Genomic DNA, 19,671 nt, shown 5'->3' on the forward strand with positions numbered 1-19,671 from the left:
CGGTCGGCGGTCCGTCGGACGACGGCGTCAGCGCGTGATGCCCTCGATGCGCTCGGTGTCGTCGCCGTCGCGCCGCAGGGTGGTCACGGGCACAGGGCCCGTCGGCGTGTCGTCGTCGACGACCGGGTCGTCGTGCCGCTTCGCGCCGAAGCCGTCCGGCGTCGTCTCGGCTCGATCACCCGCGAACCTCGGTGGCGTCACGACCATCGCGAGCACGCCGGCGACGGCGAACTCGAGCGCCGCGAACCCGCCGACCAGCAGCGGGTCGGGTCCGACGTCGGTCAGGCGTCCGGGCCCGGCCGAGCCGGAGGCCGCCCAGGCGAGCAGACCGAGCAGCGCTCCCCCGACGAGCCCGCCGACGACCGCGACGACGATGCGGCGGACCAGGTCGTCGACCCCGTACCCGGCGAGCATCCGTTGCAGCCGCGGCCTCAGGAGGGTCGCGCAGACGTACGCGGCGACGACCGGGACCAGCAGCCCGACGAAACCGAACGTCAGGTCGGCGGTGGGCAGGGCGCCGAGGAAGGGGATCGCGGGCATCGGGCCGACGGCGGTGCCCAGGGGCGAGATCGACGACCCGGTGCCGATGGCGAAGCCTGGGCCGACCAGCCACGACGCCGCCCACACGACGACGTCGGGGAGCAGGGCGAGTTGACCGAGCGTCAACGCGAGCCCTCCGAGGAACCCGCCGTGCGCGCCTTCGTACAGGGTGATGATCTGGGCGTAGTTCGTCACGATCAGCACCGAGACGATCAGGGCCGACACGGCCAGGACGGCGGATGCGGCCACGGTCCCGAGCCGCAGTCCGGCGGCCGCGATGCCGGTCACCTGTCGGGGCAGTCGCGACAGGAGGCCGATCACGGCACCGGTCACGGGGTCGGCGGCCTCACCCCGACGCCGGCGCGTGACCTCCGCCATGGCCACGACGGGCACGGCGTACACGAGCGCGGGCAGGAGCGTGCCCTGCCACAACGACGGGCGTGCGAGCTCGTGCTGCGCGGAGGCCGCCAGGGCGAGGGACAGCAGGGCGAAGGTGCCGATGGTCACGAGCACGCCCGTCAGGCGGTGCGCGGTCTCGGCCGCGGCGCGGCCGGCGCGGATGCCCATCAGCACCGTGAGCAGGGCGAAGCCGAGCGCGGCCAGCGAGATGACGATGGGGGCGTCCGCCCCGGGGATGCCGGTCGCCGCGGCCGCGTCGGCGCTGAGCTGGACGGTCAGGTCGGCGCCGTGCCCGACGAGCCACGAGTCGACGGCTGCGCGCCAGAAGACGACCCAGTCGATCTGCAGGCCGTACTGGAACGCCCAGAGCGAGGTCAGCACGACGAGGGGGATGCCGACGCCGATGGCCACGACGAGCAGGGCTTCGAGCGCGGAGAAGAGAGCGGTGACTGGGCGGTTCATCGCGAGCGACTGTACCGGTGCCGACCGGGGCCGGCCTGCTGCCCCGCCGCCCGCGACGACGACGCCGCTCCGCACCCGCCGGCCCGCCCGCACGACGACGGGCGTGTCCGTCGTGGCCGGCGTCCGAGGACGACCAGCCGTGACGAACACGCCCGTCGAGGAGGCGCGGGTCGGCCCCTACAGGGAGGCGTAGACCTCGCGGAGCAGCGCCGCGGTCTCGCTCGGCGTCTTGCCGACCTTGACGCCAGCGGCTTCGAGCGCCTCTTTCTTCGCCTGGGCGGTGCCGGCCGAGCCGGACACGATCGCACCGGCGTGGCCCATCGTCTTGCCCTCGGGGGCGGTGAAGCCCGCGACGTAGCCGACGACGGGTTTGGTGACGTGTGCCTTGATGTAGTCGGCGGCACGCTCTTCGGCGTCGCCGCCGATCTCGCCGATCATGACGATCGCCTTGGTGTCGGGGTCGGCCTCGAACGCCTCGAGGGCGTCGATGTGCGTCGTGCCGATGACCGGGTCGCCACCGATGCCGATGGCGGTCGAGAAGCCGAGGTCGCGCAGCTCGAACATCATCTGGTAGGTCAGGGTGCCCGACTTCGAGACCAGGCCGATGGGCCCCGAGCCCGAGATCGAGGCGGGCGTGATGCCCACCAGCGACTCGCCGGGCGTGATGATGCCGGGGCAGTTCGGGCCGATGATGCGGGTCGTTCCGCCCTTGGCCTTGGCGAGCGCCCAGAACTCGGCGCTGTCCTGCACCGGGATGCCCTCGGTGATGACGACGACGAGCGGCACCTCGGCCTCGATGGCCTCGACGACGGCGTCCTTGGCGAACGCCGGCGGCACGAAGACGATCGAGACGTCCGCGCCGGTCTCGGCGACGGCCTCGGTCACGGTGCCGAAGACGGGGAGCTCGACGTCACCGTGGGTGACGGTCGTGCCGGCCTTGCGGGCGTTGACGCCACCCACGACCTTCGTGCCCGCCTTGAGCATGAGTGCGGTGTGCTTGGTGCCCTCGCCGCCGGTGATGCCCTGGACGATGACCTTGCTGTCCTTGTTGAGGAAGATCGACATTGTTCTGTGCAGTCCTTACTTCGAAGCCAGCTCGGCGGCCTTGTCGGCAGCCTCGTCCATGGTCGCGACGACGGTGACCAGCGGGTGGGCCGCCTCCGCCAGGATGCGTCGACCCTCGTCGACGTTGTTGCCGTCGAGTCGCACGACGAGCGGCTTGGTGGCCGCGTCGCCGAGGATGCCGAGGGCGGCGACGATGCCGTTGGCGACCGCGTCACAGGCGGTGATGCCACCGAAGACGTTGACGAAGACGCTCTTGACCTGGGCGTCGCCCAGGATCACGTCGAGCCCCGCCGCCATGACCTCGGCGCTCGCTCCGCCGCCGATGTCGAGGAAGTTGGCGGGCTTGACGCCGCCGTGCGCCTCGCCGGCGTACGCGACGACGTCCAGCGTCGACATGACGAGACCTGCACCGTTGCCGATGATGCCGACCTCGCCGTCGAGCTTCACGTAGTTGAGGCCGGCGGCCTTGGCCTTCGCCTCGAGCGGGTCGGCCGCGTCGGCGTCCTCGAGCTCGGCGTGGCCGGGGTGACGGAACTCGGCGTTCTCGTCGATGGAGACCTTGCCGTCGAGGGCGACGATGTCGCCCTGCTCGGTGAGCACGAGCGGGTTGACCTCGACGAGGGTCGCGTCCTCGCCCTCGTAGACGGCGTAGAGCTTCACCAGGACGGGGGCGACCTTCTCGACGAGCTCGTCGGGGAACCCGCCGGCCTTCGCGATCTCGGTGGCCTTCGCGAGGTCGATGCCCGCGCGGGGGTCGACCTCGATGCGCGCCAACGCGTCGGGCTTCTCGACGGCGAGCTGCTCGATCTCCATGCCGCCCTCGACGCTGCAGAGCGACAGGTACGAACGGTTGGCACGGTCGAGCAGCACCGAGAAGTAGAACTCGCGGGCGATCTGGGCGCCGCCGGCGATCATGACGCGCTTGACGACGTGGCCCTTGATGTCGAGCCCGAGGATGTCCTTCGCCGCGGCCTCGGCGTCGTCCGGGGTCTTCGCCACCTTGACGCCGCCGGCCTTGCCTCGGCCGCCGACCTTGACCTGGGCCTTCACGACGGTGACGCCACCCAGCTTCTCGGACGCCGCTCGCGCCTCCTCGGGGGTGTCGGCCACGATGCCCGGCAGCACGGGCACGCCGTACTGCTCGAACAGGTCTCTGGCCTGGTACTCGAAAAGATCCACGCTGTTCTTCCAATCCGCATCGCTGCGTCGTCTCACCATGATCCGTCTCGACATCGAGCCATCTCGACATGAAGACATATGGGCCGCGGTCAGCCTAGCGGGCGACCCCAGGGGTACGCCGAGCGGGGCGTCTGCTGTGAGCATCGGGGGCCCGCTGCCGCCTGGGGAGTAGACGAGAGACACCCCGACAGAACCAGAAGACGGAGACACGCATGTCGAAAGAGAAGAACCTCGCCACGCAGGAGCGCCTCGGCGAGATCCTGACCGCCCGTGAGATCGACCGCCTCGGCGAGGGTTTCCACGCCGACGTCGTCGACCACGACCCGGCCCCCGACGCACCCGCCGGCCTCGCCGGCATCCAGGCCTTCTGGACCGAGTTCTTCGCGGCCTTCCCCGACGCCGACCTCGCGGTCGAGACCCTCGTCGCCGACGACGAGAACGTCACCGCCGTCTTCACGATCTCGGGCACGCACACCGGCACGTTCCAGGGCGCGGAACCCACGGGCAAGTCGTTCACCGTGCGCGGCATCCAGGTCGGCCGGTTCGACGAGGACGGCCTGCTCGTCGAGCGCTGGGGCGCCACCGACGAGGCCGGCATGAAGCAGCAACTCGGTCTGGCCTGAGCCGCTCCCCCACCACCCCGCACCGCCTTCGAGAGGACACACCATGAGCGACACCAACACCCCCGCAGCATCGGGCGAGCAGCCCTACGACCAGGCCGACGAGTTCGCCGAGTCCGAGCAGATCGCGACGAACGACGCCGTGGCCGGCGAGACGGTCTTCCCCGGCGTCGGCGAGGGCAACGACGGCCCCACCGGTGGCGCGCCCCGCGAGGGCTCGCCCGAGTACGCCTCGAACGACCTCGAGGGCGACGAGATCGACCTCGACGAGACCGAGTGACCTCGGTCACCACCGTCTGACGACGCCCCCGCCGCACCTCGCGGCGGGGGCGTCGTTGCATCACGGCTCCTCCCCCGGCGTGTGTCAGCGGGAACCGTGCACAGGAGGCGCGGTGCCGGCCTCGGCAGCCGGGGTGGCTGCCCGATCGTCGGTGCATGACATCACCAACGAAGGCCCTCGGGCCCCCCAGACGGCGCCTCGCGCTCGCCCTCGCCCTGTTGTTCTCGGTCGCCGTCGGGCTGCTCGGCCACGCTCCGGCCGCCGCCGTGACCGGCACGGGACTCGGCCCGGGCCACCTCTGGCGTGGCGACGACGTCTCGTGGCTCGGTACCTACCGACTCGACGACGGCACCCAGGCGTTCTGCCTCGAAGCAGGGAAGAGCTCGCCCGTCGGCAACCACTACGACACGACCACGGGTGGTGACGTGATCGGCGTCTCGACCGACGACCACGCGCGGCTCGCGTACATCGCCCGCACCTGGGGCGGCACGACCGACGCCGACACGGCCGCCGCGGGACAGCTCGCGGTCTGGACCATCACCGGCCTGAACGGCCACACGCAGCGGTACTACGCCGGCCGTGCCAACGAGCGGTGGCCGATCGTGCTCGAACGCGCGAACCAGATGCTCGCCGAGGCCTCGTCGGCCGCGTCGAAATCCGTCGCGGCATCGATCACCGTCGAACTCTCGGACGACGGCACCGGGCTGATCCGCCCCGACCTCACGGTCGACCGTGTGGCGGGCGGGCCGACGAGCCTCGAACCGACACATGCAGGCACGGTCACCCTGGACGGCGCCGTGTTCGCGGACGGCTCGACCACGGCCGTCGTCCGCAACGGCGAGGGCGTGTCCGTCGTCGCCACCGGTGACGCTGCCCACGTCACCGTGAACGCCTCGGTCGAGTTCGTCGACCTGCCGTACGGACGGGTGACCACGGTGGGGAACAGCCCCGCGGGCTCACAGATGATCCTCTTCTCGGGCGGGGTCGCGGCCTCCGCCTCCGAAGCCGCGAGTGTCGAGCAGCTGTCGCCCCTGCCGTTCCAGCCCACGGTGTCGACCGTCACCAGCGACACCGTGGCCGAGACCGGGACGGTCGTCACCGACCAGGTGACGCTCGGCGTGCGGCCCGGAGACGGGCTCCTGTCCGAGTGGGGTCGATACGACGACGCGGGGAGCTGGCGTCCCGTACCGGTCACGGTGCGGAGCCGCCTGCTGGGGCCCTTCCTCGCTCCGGTGGTCGAGGCCGCCGCGTGGCCGGACGACGCCCCGCTGGTCTGCGAGGTCGCCCTCGAGGTAGTCGACGGTCCTGGCACCTACTCGACGCCGGGCTGCGAGCTGCCCGCCGGCGGTTACTACACGTGGGTCGAGACCATCGATCCTGCGGACACTCCGGTCGAAGCGGGGCGTGACCGGGTGGGTTCCTGGCGCTCTCCCTTCGGCACGGCGACCGAGACGACGTTCGTGCCCTGGACGCCGACCATCTCGACCGTGGTGTCCGACGCCGAGATCGACCCTGGTGTCTGCGTCAGCGACGAACTCACCGTCGTCGACCTCCATCCCGACGTCCCCGGAGGGGTCGACGTCGAGTCGGTGCTCGTCGGACCGTTCGCCGAGGCCCCCGAGGTGGGAAGCGACCTCGGACCGATCGGCCGCCTCGACCCGGACCTGATCGTGGCCCGCGAGACGGTGGCCACCAGCGAGGACGGCACCTACGCCACACCCTGCGTCACGCTCGAGCGACCTGGCACGTACGTCTTCCTGTTCTCGTCGGAGGGGTCGGCGGCCGCCGAGGACGGCAGCAGGATCGTGCCGGCCTTCGCCGACACCACCGTCTACCGGAGCGAGATGACGACCGTCCGACAACCGGTGCCGGCCGATGCCCCCGCGCCTCCGGCGAGGCTGGCCTTCACCGGTTCGACCGGTGGAGGGCAACCGTTGCTCGTCGCCCTCGGCATCATGGGTACCGGCTTGGTGCTCGTGACGGCGGCAGGTGCGCTGCACCTTCGGAGGCGCCGCCCGTCCCGGGGCTCGGAGACTGCCTGCCGTGCGGTCGAGACCGACGCCCTGTCGTCGTTCGGCCTGGGCGAGGCGCGATGAGCCCCCGGGTGCAGGTGCCCCGAAGCGGCCCGGGCTCACCCGGCCCGGTCGAACGGCACCTGCACCCGGACGGCTCGACCGCTGCCGTCGTCCACGAGGGCGAACCCTGGCGTCGGCCGGTCGGCGAGGTCGGACTTCGTCAGCCGGAGCCCCACCTGGTCACCTTCATTGGGCAGCTGTGGGCTGAGCACGGCGCCGCACCGGTTGTTCCTCACGTCGACCTGCCAGCCGGCCCACCCGGACAACACCTCGCCGGTCGTCCCGGCCACGACGAGTGCGCGACCGGTGTCGGGGCACGACCTGAGGAACTCCGCGAGCCACTCGCCCGCGGGGCAGTCCTTGAGGTGTTCGCCGTCGTCGATGACGAGCACGCGAGGGCCGTCGGCGTCTGCGAAGAAGGGCGCGAGGAGGGCCTCCTCGACGGTCCGGGTGGTGATCACCGCGACCACGCCGGGCAACCCCTCGAGCGCCCGCAGCGGCGATCGCCGTGGGGCGACGACGACCACTCCGATGCGCTGGGCCGTGAGCGACCGGACGACGGCTACCAGGACGGTGCTGCGCCCGCTCTTCGGGGGGCCCGTCACGACATAGCTGCCCGGGCCGTCGGCGAGGTCGGGACCCCACGGAACGAGGTCGTCGCCACCGACGCCGATCAAGGCGAAGACGCTCGCCGGGTCAGCCGCTCCCCGGCGGGACCAGGCGTCGTCGAACGAGATGGGGCCCGCCAGTTCGTCGACGCGGAAGGGCCGACGGGCGGCAGGAACATCACGGTCACGGTGAGCCGCCGACGCCGCCCGCCGTCTCAGCGCCTCGGCCTGCGCCTGCCCCGTGGCCTCGGCATCGATCAAGGCGACCTGCGTCTCGATCGAGGTCTCGGCGGTGAAGCCCCGCCCTGGGGGCAGGACGTCGGGCAGTGCCCGCGCGTTCAGACCGGCGAGGGCGTAGTCGGCCCGGTCGGTCAGGCGCAGGAGCAGCTTGTCGTCGACCAGGGCGGCGAGCCGGCCCGCGACGAGCTGCCGGTCACCCGTGACGAGCACGTGGAGCCCGACCGCGGCACCCTCACGCAAGAGCACCCCCACCTGGTCGACGAGCTTGCCGTGCTCGATCTCGGCGAAGCTGCCCGTGAACCCTTCCCACCGGTCGATCATGACGACCAGGTGCGGCAGGCGGTCCCCCTCGGGAGAGGCTCGTCGCTGCTCGACCACGCCCGCATGACCTCCCGCTGCGAACACCTGTTGCCGCCGGTAGGTCTCGTCGACGAGCTTCGTCAGCAGGCGCCGGACCCGGTCGAGCTGGGTCCGCTGGACGACGGCTCCGACGTGCGGAAGGCTCTCGAGCGGCAGCAGGGCACCGCTGCCGCAGTCGATGCCGTAGAGGTGCACGTCGGCGCAGCTCGTCCGGTCGGCGAGGGAGGCCGCGACCGTGCGGAGCACCTGCGAGCGTCCCGTCCGCGGGGCGCCGACGACGAAGAGATGCCCCAGGGTCTGCAGGTCGAGCGCGGCCGGGGCCTGGTGCTGTTCGGCCGGGAAGTCCTGCCGACCGAAGGGCAGCACGGCCACGTCGCCGGGGACGCACACGTCGACGTCCGAGCCCGTCCGGGACCCTGCCAGGTCGTCGAGCACGAGCCTGTCGGGCAAGGCGTCGAGCCACGGACGATGCGGGCGAGGAATCCCGAGACGGGTGCAGGCCGCGGCGAGCGCGTCGACGAGCTCGGCCAGGTCGGTGCGACCGACGGACTCGGTCGTCGTCCGTGGCGGCGGCTCGGCCACGACCCGCCCGAGGTCCCGCCAGTCGAGCGGACTCGACCACACCTCGGGCACGACCTCGGCCACCGCCCCGGGGCGTCGGCCACCGACACGGCCTGCCTGGAACGGGACGAGTGCACTGGCCCCCAATCGGACGAAGGCGCGACCCGGTGTCGACTTGGAGATGCCGGCCGCGTCACCCGCGTCGATGACGTCGCTGCTCTCACCTGCATCGGTCACGCGAAGGGCGATCCTCAGGTTCGTGTTCGCCCTGATGTCGCCGGTGACGACGCCCGTCGGCCGCTGCGTCGCGAGCACGAGGTGGATTCCGAGAGAACGCCCGCGCTGGGCGATGTTGACGAGGCCGGTCACGAAGTCCGGCAACTCGCGGACCATGCTGGCGAACTCGTCGATCACGATCAGGAGGCGCGGCAACGGAGGCCTCGCATCGTCACCGACCGCGCCCTCCACGTAGTCCTCGAGGTCCTTCGCTCCGGCGTCGGCGAGGAGGTGCTCGCGGCGTCGCAGCTCGGCCCCGAGCGAGTGCAACGCCCGCTCCACGAGGTGCGTGTCGAGGTCGGTGACCATCCCGACGGTGTGGGGCAGCGGCGCGAAGTCCCGGAACGCGGCACCACCCTTGTAGTCGACGAGGACGAACGTCATCCACTCGGGGGTGTTCGCGGCGGCGAGCGACGCGACCATGCTCTGCAGCAACTCGGACTTGCCGGAGCCGGTCGTGCCTGCCACGAGACCGTGCGGACCGTCCCTGCGGAGGTCGAATGCGAACGGGCCGTCGAGACTGTCTCCGATGACGACCTCGGTCGTGGGGCCCGTGCGAGCCCATCGGTCGAGTACGGCCTCGACGGTGGGGGGTTCGAGCTGCAGCACGTCGAGCAGCCGGGAACGCGCCGGGAGCCCGCCCGTTCCGTCGCCGTCGTCGACGTCGACCACCGGGGCGACGGCCCGGGCGACGGCCTCGAACCAACCGACGGGCAGCAGGTCGGCCTTGACCTCGCGCACGTCGGCGGTGCGGTGCACGTCGAGGGAATGCCGCGCGAGGCCGCAGGTGACGACGGCGACGCACTCCTCGGGAAGGGATCGGCGTTCGGCGTCGACGCACACGGCGTAGACGCCGACGGAGGGCCCGTCCCGCAGGACGCGGACGAGCCCGGGCAGTGCCCGCAACCGCCGCGCACCGTCGACGACGAGGACGATGTCGGTGGCCGCACGGAGGGTCCCCTGCGACTCCCGCACCGCCCGCCGGCGAGAGTCGATCTCGGCCCCGAGCTCGGCGATGCGGCGGGCGACGGTCTCGGCGTCGTTGCCGACCCAGGCGACGGCTGGACGACCGTTCTCGGGACGGGCATGGGGGACATGGGCCAGCCAGGACCAGTCGTCGCCCGCAGCGTGTTCGGTCAGGACGACCAACCGCACGTCGCGGGGGCTCTGGGCGACGGCGAGCTGAGCCAGCATCCACGCGACGAGAGGTCTGGCGTGTTCGGATCGGCCGGCCACCCCGACGACCCCGTGGTCGGCCAGATCGACGGTGACGGGCACGTCGACCGCGGGGCGAGCGACGGTCCGACGGTGCTCGAGTTCGGCCGGGTCCTCGATGGTGACACCCGAGGGCAGATCTGCCGTGCCGATCCTGACGCGCAGGTGGTCCGGATCGTCACGACGGCGTTCCCACAACCGTGAGCGACGCCGGGCGGCGATGTCGAGCACGGTGGCGGCGTCGGGACTGAGGTGTCGCAACTCGCGCTGCAGCTGCCGCACGGCGCTCTCGGCATCCGCCGCCACCGCCTCCTTCGTGGCCTGATGGTCGGCGAGGCGTTGCCGGTGCGAGACCTTCCCGTTGCGCTTGTCGTAGAGGTGGTTGCCCATCATGACCACCGGCGACATGAGCCCGAAGGCGAGGAAGGCGACGTTCCCGAACACGCTGACCATGACGACGGCCATCAGCATCGGCGCCAGCGCCGCGACGATCGGCAGGGGCCGCTTCGCACCCTGTTGGGGTTCGGCGGGGAACCGGAACGTCGTGGTCGGCGGTTCCGGCAGGAGGCGCGGTGGGCGTGCGTGGTCGAGGGTGCCTCCCCCCTCGCTCACGGTGATGGCGGCAGACGGCCGCCCGGCCGGTGCGACGGCGAGGAGGACGTCGCCGATCGTGATGACGCAGTGTTCGTCGACCACGGCCGTGCCGAGGGCGGGAACCCGGTCGACGAGGACGAGTGGCCCGCGCGCTTCGTCGTCGGACTCGGGGAAGGCGTCTGCCGTGGGGGTCAGCGTGAAGCGTCCGGCGCCGTCGAGTTCGATCGTCGCGACGATCGGCGGCACCCGCGCGTCGTCGAGCCTCACGCCTGCGTCGGGATCGCTTCCGAGGTGCACGAGCCCGACGTCGACGACGTGGATCGTCCCTGCCCCGCGGCCTCCGATGATGCGGATGGTGGGCAGATCGGCAGGCGAACGGAGGTGCGTCGCGGGGCCGCCGAAGCCGACGACGGCGCCGTCGAGCAGGACTCCCGAACTCATGCGCGCGGTCGGGTCGACCGGCACCCCGTCGACCGTGATGCTCCCGGCCTCAGCGGGCGGGGCGTGACCCGAGTGACCCAGCGACGACGCGAGGTGCCGCGCCACGGCGTCGACGGTGGTGTCCGGATCGACCAGGACCGAGCGGTCCGCCCGGTGGCCCGTCGGGACGTGCAGGACGGTGACGCTCAGCCTCACGCGGCGGGCACCACGCTGATGTCGTCCACGAACACGTCGACTTCGTCGATCATGCCGAGGACGCCCTCCGGCCCGCCGACCTGGCAGGTGACGCGGAGATCGTACGGCTCGGCCCGGAAGGCGTAGACGAGCGTGGCGTGGAGGCCGGCGTCGCCGTCGCCGTCGACGGCCGCGTACCGCACGCCTCGGAGCCCCTGCCCGAGACCGCTCGCCTCGACCTGCTCGACGACGGGAGGCTCGACCGCGGCGACGTCGCTGTCGAAGACCATGGCCCGGAGGGCGACATCACGATCGCCTTCGACGAACCCGTACTGGACGCGCAGCAGCGACGGAGGGGTCGCGATGTCCGGCAGGTAGAGGTACCGGCGTTCGTCCTCGGGCGACCAGCGCGCGAGGGCCGAGAGCACCTCCGTCAGCCAGGACCGGGAGGCGCGGGTGGACACCTCGGACCGCTCGGCCACGGTACGCATGGTCGCCTTGATCCACGACCGCGGCGCGCGGTGACCGTCATGCGGCCAGGAGGTCGGAAGGGCCACCCAGGTCTCGGGGTCGTGCCCGATGAGGATGTCGAAGTCGGTGGTGGCGTCGGTGTCGGTTTCGGTCACGGTGCAGGTCGCTTTCTGTGGCAGTCGAGGGGGTTCAGGCGAGGGGCCGGTCGGTGACGAGGCGCCCTTCGGCGTCACGCCAGCGGAAGGTGCTGAGCATGGCGTCGAAGACGTCGGTGACGGCGTCGACGATGCGGGTTCGCGCGTCGATGTCGGACCCGGCGTCGGCGTCGGCGTCGCCCGGCGCGGCCGACGCGGCCGACGCATCGGTCGCTGAGCCGATGGTGAGGACGAGGGTGAGCAGTCGGTCGTCATGACCGGCGACTCGCGTGAGGACGGTCCGACGGCGGAGGGGCGTCAGGTCGGCGACCTCGTCGGGTGCGGCACGGTCGTCCTGCGCCGGGGCTTCAGCTGCGGGGTCGGTCCAGACCACCGCCGGGTCGCCGGCGAGGACGATCGGAGCCGCCCCGTGGGTGGCGACGCGTCGCAGCAGCAGCCGGTCGAGGTCGGCATGCGCGGACCGGGTGACGGGCACGGACGCGACGACGATCGAGCACACGATGTCGGTGCCGGGCAGCGGGCCCGCACTGAGGTACGAGTCGAGCACACGGCCGTTGACGTCGGCCGCGAGCGCACGCCCGAGTGCCGACCCGAACCGCATCCGCCAGTCGTCGGGGGCCGTTCCGGTTCCGGGTGCGGGCTGGTCTCCCAGCTGCTCGGCGACGAACGCCGCTGCGTCAGGCGCGTCCATTCCACCCGGCACCCGGACGAACCCCGGAGGCACGACGATCGAATACGACGCCGCCACCGTCCCGGCCGTCCGCCCCACGCGCCCCGGGCCGCTCACGGAATGTCCTTCGGGTTCGTGCTGGCTGAACACGATGGACGATTCTCGGCGAGGGGCACCTCTGCCTGAGCCCGTGTCTTCTCGCGTCCGTGTTTTCTCTTTCGCTGCAGAAAGACGATTCCCAAACCGATGAAGGCGACGAACTCCGCGAGGAATAGACCTACGGCTAAAGCCGAATCGCGCGGCCAGTCTGCGGACCTTCTGAAGAGATCTCCGAAGACCCAGGCGTATCCAGCGCTGAGCCCGCACCAGAACGCCAAAACCCAGGGATGCATGGTGTAGGGGACATCGAAGCCCCCTCGTCGTAGGAGATGGACGGCAACCAGCGCCAGCCCTATTGCCGAAACCCAGAAGGGAAAACTAGGCCAGGGAGCGGGGGGCCAATTCTGTCCCGCTTCGAAAAGGGATTTGCCCGCAGGGTTCACGCGGAGATTACCGCCCTGCGGAATGGCGATGAGACCGAGGGTGAGGCGCATCGCCTGTGAATAGACAGCCGGCGTGATAGCCAAGGCCCCGGCGATGACGGGCAGGAGCCCGTCTAGTCGCTGACGCGGCGACACCACTGCGACTCGTCGGCCCGCCATCAGAGTTGAGTGCCCGGCGACATACGCCACGTGCTCTGCGAGCCCTTGGATTCTTGCATCTGCCTCATGCCCAGCTGCGTCGCGTCGCTCAACCCGCGCAAGTGGTCGAAGGACTGTAACCCCCGCGCCACATTGAGGCGGACCATCACACGTGAGACTTCGGAAGCATCATCAGCCAGCGCACCCGGCCGACTGGCCCTCATGAAATGAAGCATGCGACCGACGTCGGCGTCACCTAACCCCTTGACGAGCGACCAGTCACCTAACCCGGGGCGGGCGCGCTGCCAACTCCTGCTCACGGACCCGAAGGCGAGCCCCTTCGAGTAGCCCTGCGAAACTAGGTGGTTCGCTCTCGTCCGAGCAAGTCCCGCCATCATGCCGCGAGCCGAACCTACGGCGAGACCTCCGAGCCCCATGGTCACGACTGAGAGGCCAGCAAGGGCGACGTCGGTCCAGGTGCCTGTTCCTGCGGTCGCTCGAGCTGCCGTGATGGCAAATGAGGCGAGGACAACTATGGCGGCCAATATGTTGACTCCTGGTATGAGGAGAGCAATGGCTGCCAGCCCCACCCCGACGACAGTCAAGACGTCCAGCAGCGTGCTGATCCACGAGTCGTTCTCCTCCATCCACTTCTGGAAGGCGGCGAAGCCGGCGTCCCACGCGCCTCCGAGGTCGTCCCAGAGGGTGTCGGCGAGGCCGTCGTCGGTGGCGTCGTCGATCCTCGCGATGGCAGCCGTCGCGGCGGTCTCGACGGACGTGTGTGCGTCTGTGAGGCGGCGCGCGTAGAGGGTGACCCGGCCCCGCGCCTCCTCGGCTTTCGTGCGCTGCGCCGCGGCCTGGTCGAGGTGCTCCTGCTTCGTCACCTCGTCGGTGGCCACCAGCGCGAAGTGCTCGTACCGCTCGACCAGCTTCTCGGCTGCGGCGAGGTCGTCGACGGCATCTCGGTGGTTCGCCAGGGCCGGCGCAGCTGCCTCTTGGGCCAGCGACAATTCGGACGCGTACGCCTTGAGCGCAGCCCCCGTTTCTCCGTATCGTCCCTCGGCCTTGCCGAGACTCGCGGAGACCGCCTCGGCCTTGACCACGAACGCGTCCAGGGCGTCGCTGGACGACGACCCCGTCTCGAGCGATCGCAGCTTCGCTGCCGCACCTCGGATCGAGGCCGCCACCGACTCGTAATGGCTCGCCATGGAGTTCAACAGCACCGGGTCGCCCGACACCGCAACCAGCGAATCGGCCGCCACACCGGCGAGCGTGCCGGCCGTCATCTGTCGCCCCCGACCAAGACGCCCTCGAGTTCTCCGTCGACCTCGGTGAAGGTCTCGTCGATCGTCGACAACGCCGTGCCCAGCTCGGTGATCTGCTCGGCGAGCTTCGCCCGCCGGTCGTTCCAGTTCGTCGCGAACGACGTGACCTTCGCCGCCAGCCGGACGTGCCCGCAAGCCTCGGCCGTGGCCGACACCGAGGAGTCGTTCGACTCGAACTCGGTCTTCACGGTGGCCAGGTCGGCGAGCAACGCCTCGAGACCCGCACCGTCGATGTTGAGGCTCGTTCGAGCCATGAGGTCCTCCCCTCGTGCCGGAAGCCGGAGCGCGTCGCGTCTCACCGCGACCCGCCCCGGCCGTCCCTGTGTGTGGTCGGTCAGCCCAGGCTGCTGGCGAGCTGCTGGTCGGCGCCCTCGAGGGTGCTGGCCGCGTTCTCGAGGAACGTCGCCATGCTCTCGACCGCCGAGATCGTCTTCGACGCCCCGGTCGTGAACTCGGTGTACGTCGCGTCGAATGCCTTCGACGACTTGTCGGTCACGTAGCCCGAGCCGACGAGGTTGTCGATCTGCGACTTCATCTGACCCAGCTGGTCTTCGATCGCACGCTGCCCGTTGCGCAGCTGGGTGGCCTGCGTGCGCAGGTCGTCGTAGGTGACGGTGACATTGGCCATGAGGTGGTCCCTCTCGTTGGTGGTGCCGACCGGTCGGTCGGACTCGACCAATATGTCATGCCTGATAGTTTGCGTAACGGTTCTCCACAGATCGGAGTCGACATGCGTCGCAAGAAGGACAAGCCCAGGAGGCGCGAGCAACACCCGACGCCACCTCCGGTGATCACCGCCGAGACGATTCGTGAGCAACGCGCCGCAGGGCTGCTCTCGCGCGTCACCACCCTGCCCCTCCAGCCGCCCGCACCGATCGTGACGTCCCCTCCCCCGCCGACCCGCGCCTCCTCGGGGTTCGTCGTCGAGGAGCGCCGAAGCGGGCCGGCGCAGCAGGCTCCCGTCATCCCGGAGAGCACGGGACCGTCCGCCGCCGCACCCCCCGCGCCCCTCGCGCCCCTCGCGCCCCGCGCTGCCCCGATCCCTCACGCGCCGCAGTTTGCCGCCACCACCCCGAGGCGGTCAGCCCCCGATCAGCCGGCCGGCGGTGACGCGGTGCCACCCGTTCCCGATCTCGAGGCGACGACGGTGCGCCCTCGGCACTACGGCCTGCGGCTGCCGGACGAGAGCGTCGTCCCCGTCACACGGCGCGCGATCGTCGTCGGGCGTCGCACCGACCGCCCCCTGCCCGTTCCGACCGACGCGGATGTCGTGGCGCTCGACGACGCCGGCCGATCGTTGTCTCGCCATCACGTCTCGATCGCGATCGGGGCCGACGCGGCCGTCTGGGTTACCGATCTCGGCTCGGGAAACGGCACCACCCTCGTGTCGCCCAGCGGCGAGGTCACTGAACTCGAGGCTCACACCCCGGCGCGCGCCCGGGTCGGATCGCTGCTGTCGATCGGCGACCACAGCGTGACGGTCGTCCGGCACCGACCCGAGAGCGACACGACCGCGGCCCTCCTGCCTTCCAGGACACACGACACGACCTCTCGCGAGAACGCGAAAGGGGGCTAGATCTTCTCGATCGGAGCGACCTTGATCAGCAGCTTCTTGCGCCCGGCTCCGTCGAAGAGCACCTCGGCGATGCGGCGGGCGCCGATGCCGGTGACGGCCATGACGCGGCCCTCGCCGAAGTCGACGTGCGAGATGCGGTCGCCGGCCTCTAGCTCCATGTCACCGTTGTCGCGCACGGTGCCCGTGACCCGGTTCGCCCACTCGGTCTTCGGCTTGGTCTTCGCCGCCGCCGTCGCCCGGTCGTAGCTGCCCGAGCCGTAGCCGCCCGAGGCCCGCGGCGTCGCACCGCGGTTGCCGTCGCCCCCCTCGCGACGGGCGTTGAGCGCCCGCGGCTGTGTGCCCCCGCGGCTGGTGGCCATGCCCGGCGACTGCTTCCAGTCGATCAGTTCGACGGGGATCTCTTGCAGGTACCGCGACGGCATCGCCACGTTGACCTCGCCGAACTGCGCCCGGGTCATCGCGAGAGACAGGAACAGCCGCTGCCGAGCACGAGTGATGCCGACGTAGAACAGTCGTCGCTCTTCGGACGGACCGCCGGGCTCGTTCGCCGACATGCGGTGCGGCAACAGGTCTTCTTCGACGCCGGTGAGGAACACGGCCTCGTACTCGAGCCCCTTGGCGGTGTGCAGGGTCATCAGCGACACCGTGCCGCTCGTGTCGTCGAGGTCGTCGGCGGCCGCGACCAGCGTGACCTCGGTGAGGAAGTCGAGCAGCGTGCCGTCGGGGTTGTTCTTCTGGAACTCCTTCGTCACCGCGACGAGTTCGTCGATGTTCTCGGCGCGGGCCTCGTCTTGCGGGTCGCGCGACGCCCGCAGCACCTCGACCAGGCCGCTGCCCGCGATCAGGGCCGACAGGATCTCGTGGACGGGCGCGGTCGCCGCCGTGGCCTGCACGTCGTCGAGCAGTTTCGCCAGGCCCGTGATCGCACCGGTGACCTTCGGCCCGAGACCGAGCTGGTCGGCGTTGCTCATCGCGTCACGCAGCGGCGCCTCGTTGGTGTCGGCCCAGCGCTGCATCGCGGTCTCGGTCGCGGGACCGATGCCGCGCTTGGGCACGTTCATGATGCGTCGCAGGGCGAGCGGGTCGGCCGGGTTGGCGACGGTGATCAGGTACGCCATGGCGTCCTTGATCTCGGCACGCTCGTAGAACTTCGTGCCGCCGAGCACGCGGTAGGGGATGGCTGAGCGGATGAATATCTCTTCGAGTGCACGCGTCTGCGAGTTGGTGCGGTAGAAGACGGCCATGTCTTTGTAGTCGGTGCCGGACTCGTGCAGCGCCGCGATCTCGTCCGCGACGAACTGGGCCTCGTCGTGACCGGTGTAGCCGGTGAACCCGACGATCTTGCTGCCGGCGCCGACCGTGGTGAACAGGTTCTTGGCCTGACGGTCGAAGTTGTTCGAGATGACCGCGTTGGCGGCGTCGAGGATGTTCTGGGTCGAGCGGTAGTTCTGCTCGAGCAGGATGACCTTCGAGTTCGGGAAGTCGCGCTCGAACTCGACGATGTTGCGGATGTCGGCGCCCCGGAACGCGTAGATCGACTGGTCGGAGTCACCCACCACGGTGAGCGACGCCCCGGGGATGCCGCCACTGCCGTCGCGCATCGACTGGACGAACTGACCGCCCCTCTCGAGCTCGTCGACGAGGTCGGCCTGCACCGGCCGGGTCAGCTCGCGGATGAGCGAGTACTGCGCGTGGTTGGTGTCTTGGTACTCGTCGACCAGGATGTGCCGGAACCGCCGCTGGTACTGGGCGGCCACGTGCGGGAAGGCGCGGAACAGGTAGACGGTCTGGGCGATGAGGTCGTCGAAGTCGAAGGCGTTGGCCCGCTGCAGCTCGCGGGTGTACTGACGGAAGATCTCGAGGAACATGACCTCTTGCGGGTCGTTCATGTTGATCTGGCGCGAGTACGACTCGACGTCGCTGAGCTCGTTCTTGAGCTTGGAGATCTTGCCCGAGGCCATGCTGACGGTCAGCCCGAGCTGGTCGGCGTCGAGCTCTTTCAGGATGCGCTTGAGCAGTGCCCTCGAGTCGGCGGAGTCGTAGATCGTGAAGCTCTTGGTGAAGCCGAACTGCTCGGCCTCGCGCCGGAGGATTCGCACGCACGCCGAGTGGAACGTGCTGATCCACATGCCCTCGCCTGCTTGACCGACGAGGTGCGCCACGCGCTCGCGCATCTCGGCCGCGGCCTTGTTGGTGAAGGTGATGGCGAGGATCTGGCTGGGCCACGCCTCGCGCGTCGCCAGCAGGCCCGCGATGCGGCGGGTCAGCACGCTGGTCTTGCCCGAGCCGGCACCGGCCACGATCAGCAGCGACTGCCCGCGGTACTCGACCGCCTCTTTCTGCTGGGGGTTGAGACCGGCGGTCAGGGGGTCGCCGGAACCGCCGGCAGCGTCAGAGGGCTCGAGCACGATCGTCATGGCCCGTCGAGTCTAAGCGCGACCACCGACATGGCGAGAGGGTGCGGGGCGACCACGGTCGCAGGCGGCGTCGCGCGGGGTCAGCGGGACGCGGAGGCGACCCGCGCCTCCTCGGCGAGCTCGGGCTGGTCGGCGAAGACCCCGTCGACGCCGAGCGCCAGGAGCGAGGTGAACTCGGCCTGCCAGTCGCCGAAGGCCGCCTTGCCACCGGGGCCGCGGTGGGCCTTGGCCAGGAACGCGTTCTCGGCACGGAGCGTCCAGGTGAAGACGTCGAGGCCGGCCGCGTGCGCCCGGTCGACGACCCGACCGTCGGTCGCCCCCTGCGCGTCGACGAGCGTGTGCTTGTCGAGGCTGACGCCGTGCAGCCCGGCGTCGACGAACGACTCGAGCGACTCGGCGTGCAGCTGGTCGCGGTAGCCCACCGACGATCTGCCCGACGCGACCAGGTCGGCCGCCACGCCCGCCTTCTCGAGCAGGTAGACGAGCCGGGCCCCGAGCCGCTGGTCGGCCAGGCGACCGAGCACGGTCTGCTCGAACGACTCGATGGTCAGCCGCGGGTCGTCGACCCAGCGCCGCTGCCGCAGCTCGTCGGCGAGCAGCTCGCCGAGCGGCAGGCCGATCGAGTCGAAGTAGGTGGCGTGCTTGACCTCGGCGACGAGGCCGACGGGCCGGTCGGCCGCATCGAGCAGGTCGAGCAGGTCGCCCAGCCGCTGGATGCGCCCCTCGCCGTCGTGCGCCGCACTCTCGGGCCGAAGCTCGGGCAGCCGTTCGCGGATGCGCAGCGTGCTGAGCTCGTCCCAGGTGAAGTCCTCGGTGAACCAGCCCGTGACCTTCGTGCCGTCGATGGTCTTGGTCGTGCGGCGGTGACGGAACTCGTCGTGGTCGGCGACGTCGGTCGTGCCCGAGATCTCGTTCTCGTGCCGCAGGACGAGCACGCCGTCGCTCGACGCGACCAGGTCGGGCTCGATGGCGTCGGCCCCGAGTTCGATCGCGAGACGGTAGGCGTCCTCGCCGTGCTCGGGTCGGTGACCGCTGGCGCCGCGATGGGCGATGACGAGAGGCGAGGTGGACACCCGGTCACGCTAACCGGCGTCCCCGTGCGCAGCCCGAGCCGCCCGACCTCCCGGCGAGAGGCCATCTGCGGAAAGACCGTCTGTGGAGAGACGAGGAGGCGCGGCCCCTGGGGACGAGGCGTCTCGCCCCCCGCAGACGCAAAAGATGCACGGCACGCACGTTCGCCCTGCGAGAATGCGGCTCTCATCAGGCAGATCTTCAGCCATTCGTTGCA

Annotated in this window: 15 protein-coding genes; 4 read left to right on the forward strand and 11 right to left on the reverse strand. The window is 70.7% G+C overall.

Translation table 11 applies throughout. From position 1 onward, the window contains the following. Positions 1-27 precede the first annotated feature (27 nt). The 3 genes from ASL10_RS00980 to sucC all read right to left on the reverse strand — a co-directional run bounded on the left by ASL10_RS00980 (position 28) and on the right by sucC (position 3,645). Positions 28-1,401 carry a DUF6350 family protein gene (locus ASL10_RS00980; protein WP_235452263.1) on the reverse strand — a complete coding sequence of 458 codons (1,374 nt, stop codon included), beginning with the start codon at positions 1,399-1,401 and terminating at the stop codon, positions 28-30. A gap of 177 nt (positions 1,402-1,578) precedes the next feature. Then, complete coding sequence (gene sucD / locus ASL10_RS00985; protein ID WP_056043398.1) at positions 1,579-2,466, reverse strand: succinate--CoA ligase subunit alpha; 888 nt, start codon at positions 2,464-2,466, stop codon at positions 1,579-1,581. A 15-nt stretch (positions 2,467-2,481) separates the two neighbouring features. Then, complete coding sequence (sucC, locus tag ASL10_RS00990) at positions 2,482-3,645, reverse strand: ADP-forming succinate--CoA ligase subunit beta (protein WP_056043401.1); 1,164 nt, start codon at positions 3,643-3,645, stop codon at positions 2,482-2,484. A gap of 212 nt (positions 3,646-3,857) precedes the next feature. On the opposite strand from sucC, the gene ASL10_RS00995 reads away from it, so the two are divergent. The 3 genes from ASL10_RS00995 (at position 3,858) to ASL10_RS01005 (ending at position 6,641) form a co-directional block, all read left to right on the forward strand. Next, the gene (locus ASL10_RS00995) at positions 3,858-4,268 is read left to right on the forward strand and encodes an ester cyclase (RefSeq protein ID WP_056043403.1); all 411 of its coding nucleotides are present in this window, start codon (positions 3,858-3,860) and stop codon (positions 4,266-4,268) included. 43 nt (positions 4,269-4,311) lie between these two features. Next, a complete protein-coding gene (locus tag ASL10_RS01000; RefSeq protein WP_056043406.1) occupies positions 4,312-4,545 on the forward strand; it encodes a hypothetical protein in 234 nt (77 codons plus the stop codon). Between the two features lie 155 nt (positions 4,546-4,700). Beyond that, complete coding sequence (locus ASL10_RS01005; RefSeq protein ID WP_157485172.1) at positions 4,701-6,641, forward strand: thioester domain-containing protein; 1,941 nt, start codon at positions 4,701-4,703, stop codon at positions 6,639-6,641. A gap of 35 nt (positions 6,642-6,676) precedes the next feature. Here the strand turns inward: ASL10_RS01005 and ASL10_RS01010 are convergent, their stop codons facing one another. The 6 genes from ASL10_RS01010 to ASL10_RS01035 all read right to left on the reverse strand — a co-directional run bounded on the left by ASL10_RS01010 (position 6,677) and on the right by ASL10_RS01035 (position 15,018). Further along, positions 6,677-11,110: an FtsK/SpoIIIE domain-containing protein gene (locus ASL10_RS01010; RefSeq protein ID WP_056043412.1), complete on the reverse strand. Its 4,434-nt coding sequence runs from the start codon at positions 11,108-11,110 to the stop codon at positions 6,677-6,679. Then, on the reverse strand, positions 11,107-11,715 hold the full coding sequence (locus tag ASL10_RS01015) for a hypothetical protein (protein WP_157485173.1): 609 nt from the start codon (positions 11,713-11,715) through the stop codon (positions 11,107-11,109). The genes ASL10_RS01010 and ASL10_RS01015 overlap by 4 nt, the downstream gene beginning before the upstream one ends. Positions 11,716-11,749: 34 nt before the next feature. Continuing rightward, positions 11,750-12,502, reverse strand: a complete 753-nt coding sequence (locus tag ASL10_RS01020; RefSeq protein WP_157485174.1) for a hypothetical protein — start codon at positions 12,500-12,502, stop codon at positions 11,750-11,752. 583 nt (positions 12,503-13,085) lie between these two features. Beyond that, the gene (locus ASL10_RS01025) at positions 13,086-14,351 is read right to left on the reverse strand and encodes a putative T7SS-secreted protein (protein WP_056043420.1); all 1,266 of its coding nucleotides are present in this window, start codon (positions 14,349-14,351) and stop codon (positions 13,086-13,088) included. Beyond that, positions 14,348-14,644: a hypothetical protein gene (locus tag ASL10_RS01030; protein ID WP_056043422.1), complete on the reverse strand. Its 297-nt coding sequence runs from the start codon at positions 14,642-14,644 to the stop codon at positions 14,348-14,350. The genes ASL10_RS01025 and ASL10_RS01030 overlap by 4 nt, the downstream gene beginning before the upstream one ends. A gap of 80 nt (positions 14,645-14,724) precedes the next feature. Continuing rightward, positions 14,725-15,018, reverse strand: coding sequence for a WXG100 family type VII secretion target (locus tag ASL10_RS01035; RefSeq protein WP_043594286.1), 294 nt, complete (start codon positions 15,016-15,018; stop codon positions 14,725-14,727). Positions 15,019-15,537: 519 nt separating this feature from the next. On the opposite strand from ASL10_RS01035, the gene ASL10_RS16425 reads away from it, so the two are divergent. Then, positions 15,538-15,966, forward strand: coding sequence for an FHA domain-containing protein (locus ASL10_RS16425; protein WP_235452265.1), 429 nt, complete (start codon positions 15,538-15,540; stop codon positions 15,964-15,966). Here the strand turns inward: ASL10_RS16425 and ASL10_RS01045 are convergent. Together ASL10_RS01045 and ASL10_RS01050 are read right to left on the reverse strand one after the other, a co-directional pair. Beyond that, on the reverse strand, positions 15,963-18,383 hold the full coding sequence (locus ASL10_RS01045) for an ATP-dependent helicase (protein ID WP_056043426.1): 2,421 nt from the start codon (positions 18,381-18,383) through the stop codon (positions 15,963-15,965). The two genes, ASL10_RS16425 and ASL10_RS01045, sit on opposite strands and share 4 nt — an antisense overlap. Before the next feature lie 80 nt (positions 18,384-18,463). Continuing rightward, complete coding sequence (locus tag ASL10_RS01050; protein ID WP_056043428.1) at positions 18,464-19,456, reverse strand: glycerophosphodiester phosphodiesterase family protein; 993 nt, start codon at positions 19,454-19,456, stop codon at positions 18,464-18,466. Positions 19,457-19,671 lie beyond the last annotated feature (215 nt).

This window comes from Frigoribacterium sp. Leaf8, from assembly GCF_001421165.1.
Lineage (GTDB): Bacteria > Actinomycetota > Actinomycetes > Actinomycetales > Microbacteriaceae > Frigoribacterium.

Excerpts from the sequence above, each read along its gene's own strand:
- ASL10_RS00980 (WP_235452263.1), bottom strand. The coding sequence starts at position 1,401 with ATGAACCGCCCAGTCACCGCTCTCTTCTCCGCGCTCGAAGCCCTGCTC.
- sucD (WP_056043398.1), bottom strand. The coding sequence starts at position 2,466 with ATGTCGATCTTCCTCAACAAGGACAGCAAGGTCATCGTCCAGGGCATC.
- ASL10_RS00995 (WP_056043403.1), top strand. The coding sequence starts at position 3,858 with ATGTCGAAAGAGAAGAACCTCGCCACGCAGGAGCGCCTCGGCGAGATC.
- ASL10_RS01000 (WP_056043406.1), top strand. The coding sequence starts at position 4,312 with ATGAGCGACACCAACACCCCCGCAGCATCGGGCGAGCAGCCCTACGAC.
- ASL10_RS01005 (WP_157485172.1), top strand. The coding sequence starts at position 4,701 with ATGACATCACCAACGAAGGCCCTCGGGCCCCCCAGACGGCGCCTCGCG.
- ASL10_RS01025 (WP_056043420.1), bottom strand. The coding sequence starts at position 14,351 with ATGACGGCCGGCACGCTCGCCGGTGTGGCGGCCGATTCGCTGGTTGCG.
- ASL10_RS01030 (WP_056043422.1), bottom strand. The coding sequence starts at position 14,644 with ATGGCTCGAACGAGCCTCAACATCGACGGTGCGGGTCTCGAGGCGTTG.
- ASL10_RS01035 (WP_043594286.1), bottom strand. The coding sequence starts at position 15,018 with ATGGCCAATGTCACCGTCACCTACGACGACCTGCGCACGCAGGCCACC.
- ASL10_RS01045 (WP_056043426.1), bottom strand. The coding sequence starts at position 18,383 with ATGACGATCGTGCTCGAGCCCTCTGACGCTGCCGGCGGTTCCGGCGAC.